Source organism: Rhizobacter koreensis (genome assembly GCF_013366375.1).
Taxonomy (GTDB): domain Bacteria; phylum Pseudomonadota; class Gammaproteobacteria; order Burkholderiales; family Burkholderiaceae_C; genus Schlegelella_A; species Schlegelella_A koreensis.
Map to the genome: position 1 here is coordinate 508,719 of NZ_JABWMJ010000003.1, position 16,444 is coordinate 525,162.

At 71.8% G+C, this 16,444-nt stretch carries 15 protein-coding genes; 12 read left to right on the forward strand and 3 right to left on the reverse strand.

Annotated features, from left to right (window positions below; all coding sequences use genetic code 11):
* Window positions 1–15: 15 nt before the first annotated feature.
* The 7 genes from flhB to HQN59_RS09280 all read left to right on the forward strand — a co-directional run bounded on the left by flhB (window position 16) and on the right by HQN59_RS09280 (window position 8,078).
* Window positions 16–1,200 (forward strand): flagellar biosynthesis protein FlhB, encoded by a 1,185-nt coding sequence (gene flhB, locus HQN59_RS09250; RefSeq protein ID WP_176068363.1) that lies wholly within the window; start codon window positions 16–18, stop codon window positions 1,198–1,200.
* 5 nt (window positions 1,201–1,205) lie between these two features.
* The gene (flhA, locus tag HQN59_RS09255) at window positions 1,206–3,281 is read left to right on the forward strand and encodes a flagellar biosynthesis protein FlhA (RefSeq protein WP_425342705.1); all 2,076 of its coding nucleotides are present in this window, start codon (window positions 1,206–1,208) and stop codon (window positions 3,279–3,281) included.
* A gap of 64 nt (window positions 3,282–3,345) precedes the next feature.
* A complete protein-coding gene (gene flhF, locus HQN59_RS09260) occupies window positions 3,346–5,103 on the forward strand; it encodes a flagellar biosynthesis GTPase FlhF (RefSeq protein ID WP_176068367.1) in 1,758 nt (585 codons plus the stop codon).
* 38 nt (window positions 5,104–5,141) lie between these two features.
* Window positions 5,142–5,966 carry a flagellar biosynthesis protein gene (locus tag HQN59_RS09265; RefSeq protein WP_176068369.1) on the forward strand — a complete coding sequence of 275 codons (825 nt, stop codon included), beginning with the start codon at window positions 5,142–5,144 and terminating at the stop codon, window positions 5,964–5,966.
* A 17-nt stretch (window positions 5,967–5,983) separates the two neighbouring features.
* A complete protein-coding gene (locus tag HQN59_RS09270) occupies window positions 5,984–6,697 on the forward strand; it encodes an RNA polymerase sigma factor FliA (protein WP_176068371.1) in 714 nt (237 codons plus the stop codon).
* Window positions 6,698–6,714: 17 nt separating this feature from the next.
* Window positions 6,715–7,494 (forward strand): class I SAM-dependent methyltransferase, encoded by a 780-nt coding sequence (locus HQN59_RS09275; protein ID WP_176068373.1) that lies wholly within the window; start codon window positions 6,715–6,717, stop codon window positions 7,492–7,494.
* A 218-nt stretch (window positions 7,495–7,712) separates the two neighbouring features.
* Window positions 7,713–8,078, forward strand: a complete 366-nt coding sequence (locus HQN59_RS09280) for a DUF4148 domain-containing protein (protein ID WP_176068375.1) — start codon at window positions 7,713–7,715, stop codon at window positions 8,076–8,078.
* An 89-nt stretch (window positions 8,079–8,167) separates the two neighbouring features.
* Here the strand turns inward: HQN59_RS09280 and HQN59_RS09285 are convergent, their stop codons facing one another.
* Entirely contained in the window at window positions 8,168–8,809 is a 642-nt protein-coding gene (locus HQN59_RS09285) for a cyclic nucleotide-binding domain-containing protein (RefSeq protein WP_176068377.1), read from the reverse strand.
* Window positions 8,810–8,936: 127 nt separating this feature from the next.
* Here HQN59_RS09285 and HQN59_RS09290 point away from each other — a divergent pair, with 127 nt between their 5' ends.
* Window positions 8,937–9,662, forward strand: coding sequence for a helix-turn-helix transcriptional regulator (locus HQN59_RS09290; RefSeq protein WP_246294779.1), 726 nt, complete (start codon window positions 8,937–8,939; stop codon window positions 9,660–9,662).
* A 100-nt stretch (window positions 9,663–9,762) separates the two neighbouring features.
* Window positions 9,763–10,134 carry a hypothetical protein gene (locus HQN59_RS09295; RefSeq protein WP_176068379.1) on the forward strand — a complete coding sequence of 124 codons (372 nt, stop codon included), beginning with the start codon at window positions 9,763–9,765 and terminating at the stop codon, window positions 10,132–10,134.
* A gap of 24 nt (window positions 10,135–10,158) precedes the next feature.
* Here HQN59_RS09295 and HQN59_RS09300 read toward each other — a convergent pair whose 3' ends face one another.
* Entirely contained in the window at window positions 10,159–11,673 is a 1,515-nt protein-coding gene (locus tag HQN59_RS09300; protein ID WP_176068381.1) for a hypothetical protein, read from the reverse strand.
* Window positions 11,674–11,768: 95 nt separating this feature from the next.
* Between HQN59_RS09300 and HQN59_RS09305 the strand changes: the two genes are divergently transcribed.
* Entirely contained in the window at window positions 11,769–12,827 is a 1,059-nt protein-coding gene (locus tag HQN59_RS09305; RefSeq protein ID WP_176068383.1) for a DNA-formamidopyrimidine glycosylase family protein, read from the forward strand.
* Window positions 12,828–12,832: 5 nt separating this feature from the next.
* Here the strand turns inward: HQN59_RS09305 and argH are convergent, their stop codons facing one another.
* Window positions 12,833–14,230, reverse strand: coding sequence for an argininosuccinate lyase (argH, locus tag HQN59_RS09310; protein ID WP_176068385.1), 1,398 nt, complete (start codon window positions 14,228–14,230; stop codon window positions 12,833–12,835).
* 260 nt (window positions 14,231–14,490) lie between these two features.
* Here argH and HQN59_RS09315 point away from each other — a divergent pair, with 260 nt between their 5' ends.
* Entirely contained in the window at window positions 14,491–15,579 is a 1,089-nt protein-coding gene (locus HQN59_RS09315; protein WP_176068387.1) for a sensor histidine kinase, read from the forward strand.
* Window positions 15,580–15,637: 58 nt separating this feature from the next.
* Window positions 15,638–16,441 (forward strand): LytR/AlgR family response regulator transcription factor, encoded by an 804-nt coding sequence (locus HQN59_RS09320; RefSeq protein WP_176068389.1) that lies wholly within the window; start codon window positions 15,638–15,640, stop codon window positions 16,439–16,441.
* Window positions 16,442–16,444: the final 3 nt, after the last annotated feature.

Sequence of the window (16,444 nt, forward strand, 5' to 3'; positions counted from 1 at the left end):
CCGCTGCGCGTCGCCATGTCCGAATCTTCCTCCCAAGACCGCCAGTTACCGGCGTCACAACGCAAGCTCGACAAGGCGCGCGAGGACGGCCAGGTCGCGCGCTCGCGCGACCTCGGGCACTTCGTTGCGGTCGCTGTCGGCGGCGTGGTGCTGGTCGCGGTGCTGCCGACGATCGCGGCGGCGCTCAAGCGGTTTCTGATGCAGGCGCTGCACTTCGACCGTGCCGCGGTCCACGACCCGGGCTTCATGGCCGACCGCCTGCTCGACAGCACGCTCGCGCTGCTCGCGGTGGTGCTGCCGTTCGGCGTCGCGATGGCGATCGCGGCGATCGCCGCGGGCCTCGCGATCGGCGGCTGGACCTGGACCTTCAAGCCGATGATGCCGAACCTCGGCACCCTCAACCCGCTCGCCGGCATCGGCCGCCTGGTCTCGACGAAGCAGATGGTCGACGCGCTCAAGGCGACGGTGCTCACGCTGATCGTCGGCTCGATCGGCGGCTTCTATCTCAAGAGCCACATCGACGCGTTCGCGGGCGTGCTCGCGATGCCGCTGCCGGCGGCGATCGGCAGTGCCGCCGACACGCTGCTCGGCGGCATGGCGCTGCCTCTCATCGCGCTCGGCCTCTTCGCGCTCGCCGACGCGCCGCTGCAGAAGTGGCTGCACGCGAACAAGCTCAAGATGAGCCACCAGGAAGTCAAGCAGGAGCACAAGGAGCTCGAGGGCAACGCCGAGGTCAAGTCGAAGGTGCGCGCGCGCATGCGCGAGATGAGCAAGAAACGCATGATGGCCGCGGTTCCGCAGGCCGACCTGGTCGTCATGAACCCGACCCACTACGCGGTCGCGCTGAAGTACGAGGACGGCTCGATGGCCGCGCCGAAGGTGGTCGCCAAGGGCGCCGACCTGCTGGCGATGAAGATTCGCGACCTCGCCAAGGCGTCCGAGGTTCCGGTGCTGCAGGCGCCGGCGCTCGCGCGGGCGCTCTACGCCCACGCCGAGCTCGACAAGGAGATCCCGGCGGCGCTGTTCGCGGCGGTCGCCCAGGTGCTCGCCTACGTCTACCAGCTGCGCGCCGCGCTTGCCGGCCGCGTGCCGATGCCGGGCGAGCTGCCCGAGCTCGAGGTGCCGCGCGAGCTCGACCCGCACGCCAGCCCCAAGAAGGGCCCGCCGGTCGACGACCCGTTCCACGAGGCTGACCGATGAACCCGATGCTGCAGCGCATCCAGGGCCTGCTGGGCCCGAACGCGAAGTCGATCCGCGCGCTGATGGCGCCGCTCGTCGTCGTGATGATCCTCGCGATGATGGTGCTGCCGCTGCCGCCGTTCGCGCTCGACCTGCTGTTCACCTTCAACATCGCGATGGCGCTGATGGTAATGATGGTCGCGGCGTACATGGTGCGGCCGCTCGACTTCGCCGCGTTCCCCGCGGTGATCCTGCTGACCACGCTGCTGCGCCTGTCGCTCAACGTGGCCTCGACGCGCGTCGTGCTGCTCGAGGGCCACACCGGCGCCGGTGCCGCCGGCGCGGTGATCGAGTCGTTCGGCCACTTCCTGATCGGCGGCAACTTCGCGGTCGGCCTGATCGTGTTCGCGATCCTCGTCGTCATCAACTTCGTCGTGGTGACCAAGGGCGCCGAGCGCATCGCCGAGGTGGGCGCGCGCTTCACGCTCGACGCGATGCCCGGCAAGCAGATGGCGATCGACGCCGACATGAACGCCGGCCTCATCGACGAGAAGGAAGCCAAGCGCCGGCGCGCCGAGGTCGGCGACGAGGCCGAGTTCTTCGGGTCGATGGACGGTGCCAGCAAGTACGTGCGCGGCGACGCCATGGCGGGCCTGCTGATCCTCTTCATCAACATCATCGGCGGCTTCGTGATCGGCGTGCTGCAGCACGACCTCAGCGCCTCGCAGGCCGCCAACAGCTACATCCTGCTCGCGGTCGGCGACGCGCTGGTCGCCCAGGTGCCGGCGCTGCTGATCTCGGTGGCGGCGGCGATGGTGGTCTCGCGCGTCGGCAAGGACACCGACGTCGGCAGCCAGATCGGCAAGCAGGTGTTCTCGTCGCCGCGCTCGCTGGCGATCACCGCCGGCGTGCTGATCGCGCTCGGCCTGATCCCCGGCATGCCGCACCTCGTGTTCCTGGCGGTGGGCGGCGCGATGGGCTACGCCGCCTGGAGCGCGAAGAAGCGCGCCGAGGCCGCCAAGGTTGCGCCGCCGCCGCCCGCGCCGGTCGTCGAGCCGAATGCCGAGGCGAGCTGGGACGACCTGCAGCCGGTCGACACGCTCGGCCTCGAGGTCGGCTACCGCCTGATCGCGCTGGTCGACAAGGCGCGCGAAGGCGACCTGCTGGCGCGCATCAAGGGCGTGCGCCGCAAGTTCGCGCAGGACGTCGGCTTCCTGCCGCCGCCGGTGCACATTCGCGACAACCTCGAGCTCAAGCCGAGCGGCTACCGCATCACGCTGCGCGGCGCGGTGGTCGGCGAAGGCGACGCCTATCCGGGCATGCTGCTCGCGATCAACCCCGGAGGGGCGTCGATGCAGCTGATCGGCACCTCGACCACCGATCCGGCGTTCGGCCTGCCGGCGGTGTGGATCGAGGAAGGGCAGCGCGAGAGCGCACAGATGGCCGGATTTACGGTCGTTGATTGCTCGACCGTCGTGGCGACCCATCTCTCACACTTGATGCAGCTCCATGCGGCCCGTTTGCTCGGCCGCGTCGAGACCCAGCAGCTCGTCGAACACGTGACGAAGCTGGCCCCCAAGCTGATCGAGGACGTGGTTCCCAAGATGGTCGGTATCGCCGCGTTGCAAAAGGTGCTGCAGTTGCTGCTCGAGGAAGGTGTCCACATCCGCGACATGCGCTCGATCGTCGAGTGCCTGGCCGAGCATGCGGCGACGGTCACCGACCCGTCCGAGCTGGCGCGCCGCATCCGCGTGCACCTGGCGCCCTCGATCGTCCAGGAGATCTACGGGCCGGTGAAGGAGCTCGACGTGATCGCCCTCGAGCCCGAGCTCGAGCGGCTGGTCACGCAGGCCTTCAACTCGCCGCACGGCGCGGCGCTCGACCCGGGCGTCGCCGACGTGCTGGCGCGCAGCGCCGCCGACTCCTCCAAGCGTCAGGAAGACCTCGGCCACCCCGCGTGCCTGCTGGTCCCGGACGCGATCCGCGCGCCGATGGCGCGCCTCCTCAAGCGCGCCGCACCGCGCCTGAAGGTCCTCTCGCACAGCGAGATCCCCGAGACCCACTCGATCCGCATCGGCTCGATCATCGGAGCGAATCCATGACCCACGTTTCGCAACAACGTCCGCACCCCCTCGGCGGGGCCGCCATGGCTGAAGGAGCGTCGGCATGAACCTCAAGCGATTCAGCGCCAAGTCGACGCGCGACGCGATGGCGCTGGTGCGCCAGGAGTTCGGCGACGACGCCGTCGTGCTGTCGAACAAGCCGCTGGCCGGCGGCGGCGTCGAGATCGTCGCGATGGCGCCGGAAGGCCTGCGCGACATCGAGCGCATGGCCGGCACGCTGACCCCGACCAGCGCCGAGCCGGCGGCACCGGCTGCCGCACCCGTTGCGGCGCCGAGCCCACAGCCGCGCACGCCGGCGGCGCTCGCTGCCGAAGCCCTGAAGGCGAACCCGTCGCGCAGCGAGGCGTTCGCCGCCCGCGTCGCGCGCACGGAGCCGCCGTCGATGGGCGCGCCCGAAGCGGCGGCGCCGAGCGTCGACGAGGACGTCTCCAAACTCGAGATGAGCACGCTGTCGTTCCAGGATTACGTGCGGACCCGCATGCTGAAGCGGCGCCAGGCTGCGCTGAACCCGAATGCCCGCAGCGCCGAGCCCGCACCGGCAGCGCCGGCCGCGCCGGCCGCCAAGCCGCTGCGCGCGGTGGTCGCCGACGCGGTCGAGCCGGCGGCCGAGGCATCGCCGCAGGCCCTGCTGCAGTCGGCGCTCCGCAGCGTCGACGCCGCGGCCGAGACCGGCAGCGCACTCGAGCAGCGCATGAGCGAGCGCAGCGCGCCCCACACGCCGGCCGCGCACGTGATGCTGCGCGACATCGTGCCGTCGGCCGACCAGATCCAGCTCGGCCCCAAGCTCGCCGACGAGCTGCCGCCGCTGGCGCCGCAGCCTGCCGGCGCGCCGTTCGCCGCGCCCGCGCCGTCGCGCCTGGACCAGTCGGAGATGATCAACGAGCTGCGTTCGATGCGCGGCCTCATCGAGGAGCGCTTCGGCGCCCTCGCGTTCATGGAGAAGCTCCAGCGCCAGCCGGCGCAGGCGCGCCTCACGCAGAAGCTCCTCGACTGCGGCTTCTCGCCCGCGCTGATCCGCAAGATCGCCGAAGGCATGCCGGCCGAGATCAGCGACGAGTCGAGCTGGGTCGCCGGCATCCTCGAGCGCAACCTGCTGACCGGCGAGCACGAGAGCGCGCTCGAGGACCAGGGCGGCGTCTACGCATTGGTCGGACCGACCGGTGTCGGCAAGACCACCAGCACCGCCAAGATCGCGGCCGCGTTCGCCACCAAGTACGGCGCCGCCAACCTCGGCCTCATCACGCTCGACGCCTATCGCGTCGGTGCCCACGAGCAGCTGCGCGCCTACGGCCGCATCCTCGGCGTGCCGGTGCACACCGCGCACGACCGCGCCTCGCTCGAGGACCTGCTCGAGCTGCTCGCCGGCAAGAAGATGGTGCTGATCGACACCGCCGGCATGGCGCAGCGCGACAGCCGGACCCGCGAGCTGCTCGACATGCTCACGCACCGCTCGATCCAGAAGCTGCTGGTGCTGAACGCCGCGTCGCAGGGCGAGACGATCGAGGACGTGCTGGTCGCGTATCGCGCCGCGGCGTGCCGCGCGGTCGTGCTGTCCAAGCTCGACGAGGCGGTCAAGCTCGGCCCGGCACTCGACGCCCTGATCCGCCACAAGGCGCGTGTCGTCGGCGTCGCCAACGGTCAGCGCGTGCCGGAAGACTGGCACCGCCTGTCCGCCAACGCGCTGGTGCAGCGCGCGCTGCGCGGCGGCGGCGGCAGCGCCTATCGCCTCGACGCCAGCGACGTCAACCTGATCTTCGCGGCGCCGCGCCCGACCGAGCCGGCCGGCGCGTTCGGCGGCTGAGCGATCGCCGTCATCACGAGCTTCGTTTCCCGCTTCGCATGAGCTTCTCCCGCCCCGTTCCGCTCGACCAGGCCGCCGGGTTGCGCCGCCTGTTCGCGAACTCGCAGGCGCAGGCGCGCATCGTGCCGGTGGTCGCCAACCCGCACGTCGGGTCGGGCGGCGCACTGCTCGAGCGCCTCTGCACGGCGTTCGGCGAGCACGGCCTGCACACGCTGGTGGTCGACGCCGGCGAGCGCGCCGGCACGCCGAACGAGCTCGCACTGATCGACCTCGCGGCGTGCGTCGAGCGGCTCTCGAAGCACGTGTCGTATCTCGCTGCCCGGGGCCTGCCGCTGCGCTACGTCGACGCCGCCGGCTCGACGCAGGCGTTCGTGTCGCAGGTCATCGAGGCGGCACCGCGCTGCAACGTGATCCTGCTGCACGCCGGCGCGTCGGACCTCTGCCGCATGCTGCAGCGTCGCCCCGACCCCGAGCCGGTGTGCCCGCTGCTGCTCGCCGACGACCATCCGTCGAGCGTGACGCACGCCTTCGCCGCGATGAAGCTGCTGACGCAGCGCGCGAGCTGGGTCGTGTTCGACCTGCTGCTCGGCGCGGCGACGAGCTCGCCGCGTGCCGACCGCATCGCGGCGCAGCTCGCGACGTGCGCCGACGACTTCCTCGGCGCGGTGCTGCGTTCCTCCGCGCGCGTCGATCCGGCGCTGCCGGCGACCGCGGCACCGCCCGACGCGCTGCGACGCCTCGTCCGCACGCGCATCGAACCTGCCTTCGATCTCTCCACCCCGCGGCCCGCCGCGTTCGAGACGAGCCTGCACGGCCCGCTCGACGTGGCGCCAGCCCGCACTTCGAATTGGGCTTCAACGTGATACCCCGGAGCGCTTCTATGTACACCGCCAAAGGCCGGCTGGACCTCAACTCGACGTTGAAGGAGTACAGCTCGCTCGTGAGGCGCCTCGCTCACCAGATGATCGCGAAGCTGCCCGCCAACGTGGAGATCGACGATCTCATCCAGGTCGGCATGATCGGCCTCGCCGACGCGCTGTCGCGATTCGACGCGGCGCAGGGCGTGCAGTTCGAGACCTTCGCGACGCAGCGCATCCGCGGCGCCATGCTCGACGAGCTGCGCGGCAACGACTACCTGTCGCGCGGAACGCGCAAGCAGCAGCGCTCGATCGAGGTCGCGGTGCAGAAGCTCGAGCAGAAGCTCGGCCGTGCGCCGATCGAGAGCGAGATCGCCAAGGAGATGGGCCTCTCGGTCGCCGACTACCAGGAGCTGCTCGGCAAGGTGCGCGGCACCCAGCTCGTCTACCTCGAGGACATGGCCGGTGCCGACGGCGACAACGACTTCCTCGACCGCCACGTCGCGGACGAGGGCGCCAACCCGCTCGCGCAGCTGCAGGACCACCGCATGCGCGAGGCGCTGATCGAGGCGATCAAGCACCTTCCGGAGCGCGAGCAGTACGTGATGAGCATGTACTACGAGCACGACATGAACCTCAAGGAGATCGCGGCGGTGCTCAAGGTCACCGAGTCGCGCGTCTGCCAGTTGCACAGCCAGTCGATCGCGCGCCTGCGCGTCAAGCTGCGCGACTACTGACCGACGAGGATCACGCGATGGGTGCCGGAGCCGCGCTGCACGGCGTCGCTCGCAGGCTGCCGTGGCCGCTGCCCGCGCTGCTGGCGTGGAGCGCGTGCTGGGCCGCGTTCGCCGCGCTCGCGGCCTGCGGCGCGCCGGCCGTGCTCGCGTTCGCTGCGGCGGCGCTGGTCGGCGTCGCGGCGGCCGCGCAGGCCAGGTCGACCGCGCGGCGGGCGCTGCTCGCCGGCGGCTTTCCGGTGTCGCTCGCCGCATCGGGCCTGGCCGGCACGCTTGCGGCGTGGGCGTGGCTGCTGCCGCTCGTCGCGCTGGCCCTCGTCTATCCGGTCACGGCATGGCGCGACGCGCCGCTCTTTCCGACGCCGGGCGGCGCGCTGCGCGGCCTCGGCCGGCGTGCCCGTCTGCGCCCCGGTGCCGCGGTGCTCGACGTCGGCTGCGGCCTCGGCCACGGCCTCGTGGAGCTCGCGCGCGAGTACCCGCACGCGCGCCTGACCGGGGTCGAGTGGAGCCCCTTGCTCGCGCTGATCACGCGCCTGCGCTGCCGCTTCGCGCACGTGCGGCGCGGCGACATGTGGGAGGGCGACTGGTCGGGGTTCGACCTCGTCTACGCGTTCCAGCGCCCGGAAAGCGCCGCGCGCCTCGTCGCCAAGGCGAGCGCCGAGCTGCGCCCGGGCGCGTGGCTGGTGAGCCTCGAGTTCGAGCTGCCGGCCTTCACGCCCGCGCACGCGATGACCTGCGCCGACGGCCGGCCGCTCTGGCTCTACCGCGCGCCCTTCGAAGTAACGACGCCGCGCGGCTGAGCGTCCGACCGGCAGCGGCGCCTGGGGGCGCCGAGCGCCGCGGTTCGCGCATGGCTCTCAGGCGAGGGCGGTGCGCCACCCGATGTGAATCCGTCACTTTTGGGCTGCGGATTGCGCACGGGCGTGACGCGCCCCTGCTCTCTAGATTGGCGATGCCGACCGATCGGCCGGCGACCCGAGGTTGCAACGCCCGGGCCGATCCACTCGAGGAGCAAGTCATGAGCACCGTTCGCATCGCCATCAAGTCCGTTCTCGCCGCGGCGATCGGCATCGCCGTCGCCGCACCCAGTCGCGCCGCCGACGAGGCCGCGGCACCCGAAGGTCCGACCCGCGACCAGGTCAACGCCGAAGTCATCGCCGCGCGTGCCGACGGCACCCTGCAGCCGGCCGGCGACTTCGACTGGCCGGTCGTGACCGCACCGGCCGGCATCTCGCGCAGCCGCGACGCGGTGAAGCAGGAGGTCCTGGAAGCGCGCGCCAACGGCAGCCTGATCGCTGCCGGCGAAGGCGACGGCGCCGGTCCGGTCGACGTGCCGTACGCGATGCGTCCCGCCGGCACCCTGTTCGCCGGCGTGTCGCGCTGAGCGTCGCCGCGACGTCGCGTCCAGCGCGCCAACGGCGAACGGCGCCCGGCCCGCCTCGCGGCGGGCCGGGCGCCTTCGCGCGGGTCGGCCTACCAGGCCGCCGGCAGCTTGCGCTCGATCGTGAGGCGCCCCCGGGTCTGCGACACGTAGCCGCCGGCGCGCAGGTCCTTGAGGATGCGGCTCACCATCTCGCGCGACGAGCCGACGCGCTCGGCGATCTGCTGCTGGGTGAGCGGCTCGTTCAGCGTGCGCACGCCGTCGACCTCGGTCGACTCCTGGTAGAGGAACTGGACCACACGCCCGTAGACGTCCTGCAGGGCGAGGCTCTTCACGCTGTCGGTGGCCTGGCGCACGCGCCGGATCAGCTTGAGGATGAGGTGGTGCGCGAAGTCGGGATGGGCGTCGATGAAGCGGCGCAGGTTGCCGGCGGTGACCACCGAGCAGGTGGTCGGCTCGAGCGTCATCACCGACGCGCTCCGCAGGCCGCCGTCGAGCGCGAGCTCGCCCACGTACTCGCCGGCACCGTGCGCCGTGATGACGATCTCCTTGCCCTCGGCACTCGTCGAGTACACCTTCACCCGGCCGCTCAGCAGGATGTAGAGCGAGTCGCTGGCGTCGCCCTCGTTGATGAGGACGGCGTTCGCGGGAAAGTGCCGCACGCCGCCCTGGCCCGCGATCTCGCGGAGCAGCTCGTCGCCAAGTACGGCGGGTGTCACGGGAGGCGCGCGCACCGGCCGATTCTGGTGCGCGGCCGTGAATATTGCCAATTCCGGATCACGCAAGTTCACGTGGCAGCGTGGGTCGCGATTCCTACCGTCGGAGCGTCGTGCAGGTGGTCTGCACGCCGCAACCGACGGGATGACGATCATGCTGGACACGGAACTCACCGACGCGCTTCCCGAGCTGGCCACGCGCCGCGGCGAAGCCGAACGCAGGCTGCCGCCGCACCGCGGCAGCCTCGACGCCGCGCTGCTCGCGCACGCCCTCGTCGCGGTGCTCGACGAGATCGACTACGGCATCGTGCTGCTGGTCGACGGCGGCGCGCGCATCGCGACGATCAACCACGCGGCGCGCAGCGCGCTCGACGATCATCACCCGCTGCTGATCGCGCGCGGCGCGCTCGAGGCGCGCAGCCCCGCCGACCTCGCGCTGCTGCGCCAGGCCGTCGACGAAGCGGCGCGCCAGAACCGCCGCCGCCTGCTGACGCTGGGCAGCGGCGCCCACCGCAGCTCGATGGCGGTGGTGCCGGTCGCGCTCGGCGACGCCGAGGCTCCCGCGGTCCTGGTCGTGCTCGGCAAGCGCGCCGTCTGCGAGCCGCTCTCGATCAACGGCTTCTGCCGCAGCCACGGCATCACCGGAGCCGAGACGCGCGTGCTGATGGCGCTCGCCGGCGGCGTCGCGCCCAAGCAGATCGCGCGTCAGCTCGGCGTCGCGCTCTCGACGATCCGCACTCACATCATCAGCCTGCGCGCCAAGACCGGCGCCGCCAGCATCGGCGCGCTGCTCACCCGCGTGGCATGCCTGCCGCCGCTGCGCTGCGTGCTGCGCGGGAGCTGCGGCGCGCCGAGCGGGCCGCACGAGTAGCGCGTCGTGCTCATCGATCGAGGGGATGAAGTCCGCTGGAGCGCGCTCCAGACTGATTCGCAGCGGTCGCCGGGTGGCCGCTGCCACCGAGGAGAGCGAGATGAAGACGTTGCGTGTCCTGTCCACGATGCTGCTGGCGGCGCTGTCGGCGTTCGGCCAGGCGGCGCCGACCGCCTTTCCGGACGGCGCGACCGAGCTCGCCGGCGACGCGCTCACCGAGCGCCTGGCCGGCAACACGTTCGACGTCACCCTCGCGAACGGCGACACGTGGCGGCTCGAGTACCGTCGCAACGGCTACTACTTCGTCAACGCGAGCGGCGGCTTCAACGGGTCGGGTCGCTGGAAGGTCGACGGCAGCCGGCTCTGCAGCGAGACGCCGCGCAATGCGTCGTGCAATGACGTGCGGCTCGCGGGAGACCGGCTCTATCTCAAGCGCGACAGCGGCGAGGTGATCGCGTTGCGCGCGCGCTGAGCGTCGCTCCGCTGGCGCCGGCGCTCAGACGCCGCTCGAGACGCCGTAAGTGACGGTGAGCAGCGCGCTCAGCACGGTCGCGTTGAGCGGGCCGTCGAGCGCGCGGATGCGACCGGCTCCCACCCGCAGCCCGAACGCCGGCGTGAACTGGTAGCCCGCGTAGACCATCGGCTGGATCACCGCACCGCGGCTGTCGATGCCGCCGCCACCGGCGACGCCGGCCAGCATCTCGGCGGCGACGTGGGCGCGCGAGCCGATCGGCTGGCGCCAGCCACCGCCGATGTAGGCCGACGCGTAGCCGCCGGCGCCGCCGGTGACGGCGGCGTGCACCTGGCCGGTCAGGTAGAGGTTGGGCGTGAGATAGCGATCGCCCTTGAGCACCGCCGCGTCGATCGGCCGCGTGCTGCCGTCCTTGCGCGCGGCGTCGTAGCGCTCGACCCCGAGGCTGAACTCGGTGCGTGTGGGGCGCGCCGGGGTGCCGGCGCTGCGCGGGCCGTCGAGCGCCCAGACCAGCGAGGCCGTGGCACTCGCCGCGCGCAGGTCGCCCTTGGGGGCGCTCACGATGCCACCCTCGAGCGCCAGGCCGAAGTCGTCGCCGAGGCGCAGCACGCCGTAGAGCGACGCCTTGGCGAGCAAGCCCCCGCCCACCGGTATGCGGCCGCCACCGCCCATGCCGAGCGCGATGCGGCCGCCGAGCGTGACGCTGTGGGGGACCACCTCCGATTCGTAGCCGACCGTACCCAGGTACTCGGCATAGCCGGCGACGTCGCGCTGCCCGGCACCCATCGCCTCGACGCCCCAGTACGCGTGGGGGCCCCAGGCCTGCTCGGCGCGGATGCCCACCATGCCGATGGTGCGCGGCAGTGCGCTGCCGTCGAGGGCGGTCGCGCGGCGCGTGCGGTAGAAGCCGGTCACGAGCTGGATGCGGTCGAAGCCGATGCCGGCGCGACCGCCGCTGCCGATCGGCTGGTCGAGCCGGTCGGGCCGCACGAAGCGGAACTCGTCGCTGATGTTGAGCACGAGACCGAGCTGGGTGCTCTTGATGTCGCCGTTCGGGAAGCTCACTTGCGAGACCGAGAGCCCGACCGCGTGCGAGCCGAGCGCCCACACCAGATCGGCGTGCGGACGCAGCATGAGCCCGCCGCCCTGCGGTGCGCTGCCGCCGCCCCCGCCGCCGACGAAGTAGCCGATCTCGACGCCGAGCGGTCCGACCAGGCGCTTGCGCCACGCCACCTCGCCGCCCACCGTGAAGAAGCCGCCGCGCCGGCCGGTGATCGCGCCGTAGACCCCGGGGCCGATCGAGAGGCCCTCGACCGCCGGCACGTCGATCAGGTAGCTGGTGCCGACGAGGCCGACCTTCTCGTTGCCCGGAAACTTGACGCGCTCGAAGGTGATGCGCGCGTGCGCCGCCGGCGCGACGATCGCGCCGCCTTCATCGCCGTCTGCTGCATGGGCCGTGGCTGCGGCGGCGAGCAGCAGGCTGGCGACGGCGCGCGCGGCCGGGCGCGCGGGAAGGCGGAAGGCGAGGCTTCGGGGCATGGCGGGGTCGCGGCAAGGGCGCGGCCGATTGTGTCGCAGGCGGGCACGCGCCCTGCCGGCTCGGCGCGTCGCCACCACCATGCCGCCGCCCGCCCATGCCCGAAGGCCCGTCGATCGTCATCCTCAAGGACGAGGTCGCCGCGTTCGCCGGCAGGCGCATCGCGAGCGTCGACGGCAACACGACCATCGACACCTCGCGTCTGGTCGGCCAGCGCATCGTCGCGCTGCGCAGCTGGGGCAAGCACTTCCTCGTCGAGTTCGACGGCTTCGCACTGCGCATCCACCTCCTGATGTTCGGCACCTACCGCATCGACGAGCGCAGGGAGGACAAGCCGGTGCGCCTGGGCCTCCGGTTCGACGACGGCAGCGAGCTCAACTTCTACACCTGCTCGGTACGCTTCGTGGAAGGGCCGCTCGACGAGACGTACGAGTGGAGCGGCGACGTCATGTCGCCCGCGTGGAACCCGGCCATCGCGCGCCGCAAGCTGCGCGCGATGCCCGACGCCCTGGTCTGCGACGCGCTGCTCGACCAGACCGTGTTCGCGGGTGTCGGCAACATCATCAAGAACGAGGTGCTGTTCCGGATTCGCGTGCACCCGCTCTCGGCTGTCGGCGCGCTGCCGGCGAGGAAGCTTGCCGAGCTCGTCGAGCAGGCACGCATCTACAGCTTCGAGTTCCTCGAGTGGAAGCGCGCGTATGTGCTCAGGCAGCACTGGCTCGCGCACACCAGGCGGATCTGCCCGCGCTGCGACATCCCGTTCGTCAAGGCGTATCTCGGCACGACCAACCGGCGCAGCTTCTTCTGCGAACGCTGCCAACGGCGCTATGGCGCGGTCGGTGCCGAGCTCGTGCCGGTGAAGAAGGCCGAGGGCGCGCGGCCGGCGAGCGCTGCGAGGGTGCTCGCGGAGGTCAAGCCAAGGAAGGCGCCCAAGCCAGTGAAGGCGCCCAAGGCGATGCAGGCGGCAGACGCCTCGACGCCCGCGAAGCCGGTGAAGGCGCCGCGGCGCTCACGAGCCGACGAGGTCGCGAGCGACGCCGTGCGAAGGCGCCCGGCGCCACGGGTGGGCGCCGCGCCGCGTGTGGCCGAGGTCGCCGCGCAGCCGGCGCCGCGTGCCGCGCGCAAGGCCGCTCGGCGTTCGCGCGCCGAGCGCTAGCGGCGTCAGCCGAGCCGCTCGCGGTGCGCGGCGATCGCCGCGAACACCTGCGCTGGCGCGGTGCCGCCCGCGACCGCGCGCGCGTCGAGCGAGCCGCGCAGGGTGAGCACGTCGAACACGTCGGCTTCGATCGATCGGTGAAAGCCCTGCAGCGTCTCGAGCGGCAGCGCGCCGAGCTCGACGCCCTGGTCGATCGCGTGCTTGACCGCATGCGCGACCGCCTCGTGCGCGTCGCGGAACGGCAACCCCTTCTTGACCAGGTAGTCGGCGAGGTCGGTCGCGGTGGCATAGCCCTTGGCGGCGGCGCGCTCCATCGCCTCGGGCTTGACGCGGATGCCGGGCACCAGCTCGACGAAGATGCGCAGGGTGTCGGTGAGCGTGTCGACGGTGTCGAACAGCGGCTCCTTGTCTTCCTGGTTGTCCTTGTTGTAGGCCAGCGGCTGGCCCTTCATGAGCGTGAGCAGCCCCATCAGGTGGCCGACCACGCGGCCCGTCTTGCCGCGCGCGAGCTCGGGCACGTCGGGGTTCTTCTTCTGCGGCATGATCGACGAGCCCGTGCAGAAGCGGTCCGCCAGGTCGATGAAGCCGAAGCTCTGGCTCATCCACAGCACGAGTTCTTCGCTCAAGCGCGAGACGTGCACCATGCAGAGCGCGGCGGCGGACGTGAACTCGATCGCGAAGTCGCGATCGCTCACCGCGTCGATGCTGTTGCGGCAGATGCCCTCCATGCCGAGCGCACGCGCCACCGCCTCGCGGTCGAGCGGATAGCTGGTGCCGGCGAGTGCGGCGGCGCCGAGCGGCAGGCGGTTGGTGCGCCTGCGCACTTCGGCCATGCGCTCGGCGTCGCGCGCGAACATCTCGACGTAGGCGAGCAGGTGGTGCCCGAACGACACCGGCTGCGCAACCTGCAGGTGCGTGAAGCCCGGCAGGATGGTCTCGGTGTGCTCGGCGGCGAGCTCGACCAAGGCGCGCTGCAACTCGGCGAGCAGGCTGCCGATGGTCGTGATCTCGTCGCGCAGCCAGAGCCGCACGTCGGTCGCGACCTGGTCGTTGCGCGAGCGGCCGGTGTGCAGGCGCTTGCCGGCGTCGCCCACCAGCTGCACCAGACGTGCCTCGATGTTGAGGTGCACGTCCTCGAGATCGAGCTTCCACTCGAAGGCGCCGCTCTCGATCTCCTGCGTGATCTGCGCGAGGCCGCGCTCGATCGCCTCGCGGTCCTCGCGCGTCAGCACGCCTTGCGCCGCGAGCATGCGCGCATGCGCGAGACTGCCGGTGATGTCGGCGCGCCAGAGCCGGCGGTCGAAGTTCACGCTCGCGGTGTAGCGCTTGACGAGCGCGCTCATGGGCTCGGAAAAAAGCGCCGACCACGCCTCTGACTTCTTGTCGAACTGGTTCGCTTGCATCGATGGGGTTCCGGAAGATGGGACCGTGCAAGCGTGTGCGTGCGTGATGGCCCTGACCGTGCGATGCGCACGCTGCCGACCCCGGGAATGGCTGCGCGCCGAGAGTCGGTTCGCCACAATCTGCAACATGCGCGACGCCCTGATTCTAGAGGCGCTCGACGCGGCGACATGAGCCGCAGAGCCTGCCACCCCGACGCTGCCTGGCGGCGGGAGACGCTTGGTCTGACCACTCGCTCGAGAGGTCGCCGATGAGCGTGCCGATGCGCGACGACAACGACGCTGCGGCCTTGCGCGCGCGCCATGCCGGCGTCACCCTGCCGAGTGAATTCGGCGCCGGCCCGAGCGCGCCGGCGACGCCGCGCCGCGCGCCGTCGCGCACGCCGGCGGCGGCGTTCGACGTGTGCCACGTCGGCGTCGTCCTGCGCGCGGTGCTGTTCGTGCACGGCGTGGTCGCGATCGGCACCGTGTTCGGTGCGCCCAGCGTCGACGCCTGGCTCGGCCGCGTCGCGATCGGCGCGAGCGTGGCGCTGCCCGCACTGGTCTTGTGGCTGCTCGTCGTCTGTGCGTGCAGGAACCTGCTCGCGCGCCTTACGATGGCGCTGCAATGGAGCGCGGTGATCGTGCTCGGGGCGGCGAGCGCGGGCGCGGCCGCACTGCTCGCGCTGTCGCTGCACGGCGAGGCGGCGTTCGAGTGGACCGGCCCTGCGCTCGCCGGCGGCGCGGTCGCGGCGGCGATCTTCGCGTGGCTCGACCTGCGCGCGAAGGCCCAGTTCCCGGCCGACACCACCGCGCGCCTCGCGGAGCTGCAGTCGCGCATCCGCCCGCATTTCCTGTTCAACACGCTGAACACCGCGCTCACGCTGGTGCGCCTCGACCCGGCGCGCGCCGAGGGTGTTCTGGAAGATCTCGCCGAGCTGTTCCGGGTCGCGATCAGCGACAACGCCGAGTCGGTCACGCTCGACGAAGAGGTCGCGCTCGCGCAGCGCTACCTCGACATCGAGCAGGTCCGCTTCGGCAGTCGCCTGCACGTGAACTGGGAACTCGACCCCGAGGCGGGGCGGGCGCGGGTGCCTCCGCTCCTCCTGCAACCGCTCGTCGAGAACGCGGTCCGCCATGGCATCGAGCCTTCGCCCGATGGCGGCGTGATCCGCATCCGCACGCGCGTCAAGCTCGGCCGGGCGGTCGTCTCGATCGCCAACAGCGTGCCGGACGAGGCGTCGCGTCCGGGCAGCGGGATGGCGCTCAAGAACGTGAAGGAGCGACTGCGCCTCCTGCACGACGTCGCCGCCCAGTTCGAGACCCGTCGCGACTTCGACGTGTTCCGGGTCCAGATCGTGGTTCCGCTGTGAAGCGCGCTCCACGTCCCTCCATCCAGCGCCATCTCAGCGCCGACCTCCTGATGCCGTTATGAACTCATCGAACCTGATCGCTCCCGGCACGCTCCGCGTGCTCGTCGTCGACGACGAGGAACTCGCCCGACTGCGCCTGCGCAGCCTCATCGACGAGTGCGACGACCCGCGTGCCGCGGTCGTCGGCGAGGCCGCCAATGCCGCACAGGCGCTGGTCTGGCTCGCCACCCAGCGCTGCGACGTGATGCTGCTCGACATCCAGATGCCGGGCCGCGACGGCACCCAGCTCGCCGCCGAGCTGCGCATGCGCGACGATGCGCCGGCGGTGATCTTCGTCACCGCGCACCCGCAGCACGCGCTCAAGGCATTCGATCTCGAGGCGGTCGACTACCTCACCAAGCCGGTCAAGCGCGAGCGCCTCAACGCGGCGCTGCGCCGTGCCGCGCGCGCGATCGCGATGGGCTCGAACGCCGCGGCGGCGCCCGCCGCGCCGGCGGAGGACGAGCCGGTCATCATCGTCACCGACCGCGGCCGCATCGTGCGGGTGCCGGTGAGCGAGGTGCTCTACCTCAAGGCCGAGCTCAAGTACGTGACGCTGCGCACCGCCGAGCACACCCACGTGCTCGACGAGTCGCTGGCCGAACTCGAAGAGCGCCTCGGCGACCGCTTCATCCGCATCCATCGCAACGCGCTGGTCGCGCGCCGCGCGGTGCGCACGCTCGAACGCCGCGTGCTGCCGGGCGAGCTCGACGAAGGCAGCGAAGCCTGGGCGGTCGCGGTCGAGCCGGTCGGCGAATGGCTCGCGGTGTCGCGCCGCCAGGTCGCGGCGGTGCGCGAGGCGCTCGTCAGCGTGATCAGCTGAGCG

Coding starts and splice junctions, on each gene's coding strand:
- HQN59_RS09320 (WP_176068389.1), top strand. CDS start 15,638: ATGAACTCATCGAACCTGATCGCTCCCGGCACGCTCCGCGTGCTCGTC.
- HQN59_RS09275 (WP_176068373.1), top strand. CDS start 6,715: ATGGGTGCCGGAGCCGCGCTGCACGGCGTCGCTCGCAGGCTGCCGTGG.
- HQN59_RS09315 (WP_176068387.1), top strand. CDS start 14,491: ATGCGCGACGACAACGACGCTGCGGCCTTGCGCGCGCGCCATGCCGGC.
- HQN59_RS09290 (WP_246294779.1), top strand. CDS start 8,937: ATGACGATCATGCTGGACACGGAACTCACCGACGCGCTTCCCGAGCTG.
- flhB (WP_176068363.1), top strand. CDS start 16: ATGTCCGAATCTTCCTCCCAAGACCGCCAGTTACCGGCGTCACAACGC.
- HQN59_RS09295 (WP_176068379.1), top strand. CDS start 9,763: ATGAAGACGTTGCGTGTCCTGTCCACGATGCTGCTGGCGGCGCTGTCG.
- flhF (WP_176068367.1), top strand. CDS start 3,346: ATGAACCTCAAGCGATTCAGCGCCAAGTCGACGCGCGACGCGATGGCG.
- HQN59_RS09280 (WP_176068375.1), top strand. CDS start 7,713: ATGAGCACCGTTCGCATCGCCATCAAGTCCGTTCTCGCCGCGGCGATC.
- HQN59_RS09305 (WP_176068383.1), top strand. CDS start 11,769: ATGCCCGAAGGCCCGTCGATCGTCATCCTCAAGGACGAGGTCGCCGCG.
- HQN59_RS09265 (WP_176068369.1), top strand. CDS start 5,142: ATGAGCTTCTCCCGCCCCGTTCCGCTCGACCAGGCCGCCGGGTTGCGC.
- flhA (WP_425342705.1), top strand. CDS start 1,206: ATGCTGCAGCGCATCCAGGGCCTGCTGGGCCCGAACGCGAAGTCGATC.
- argH (WP_176068385.1), bottom strand. CDS start 14,230: ATGCAAGCGAACCAGTTCGACAAGAAGTCAGAGGCGTGGTCGGCGCTT.
- HQN59_RS09270 (WP_176068371.1), top strand. CDS start 5,984: ATGTACACCGCCAAAGGCCGGCTGGACCTCAACTCGACGTTGAAGGAG.
- HQN59_RS09300 (WP_176068381.1), bottom strand. CDS start 11,673: ATGCCCCGAAGCCTCGCCTTCCGCCTTCCCGCGCGCCCGGCCGCGCGC.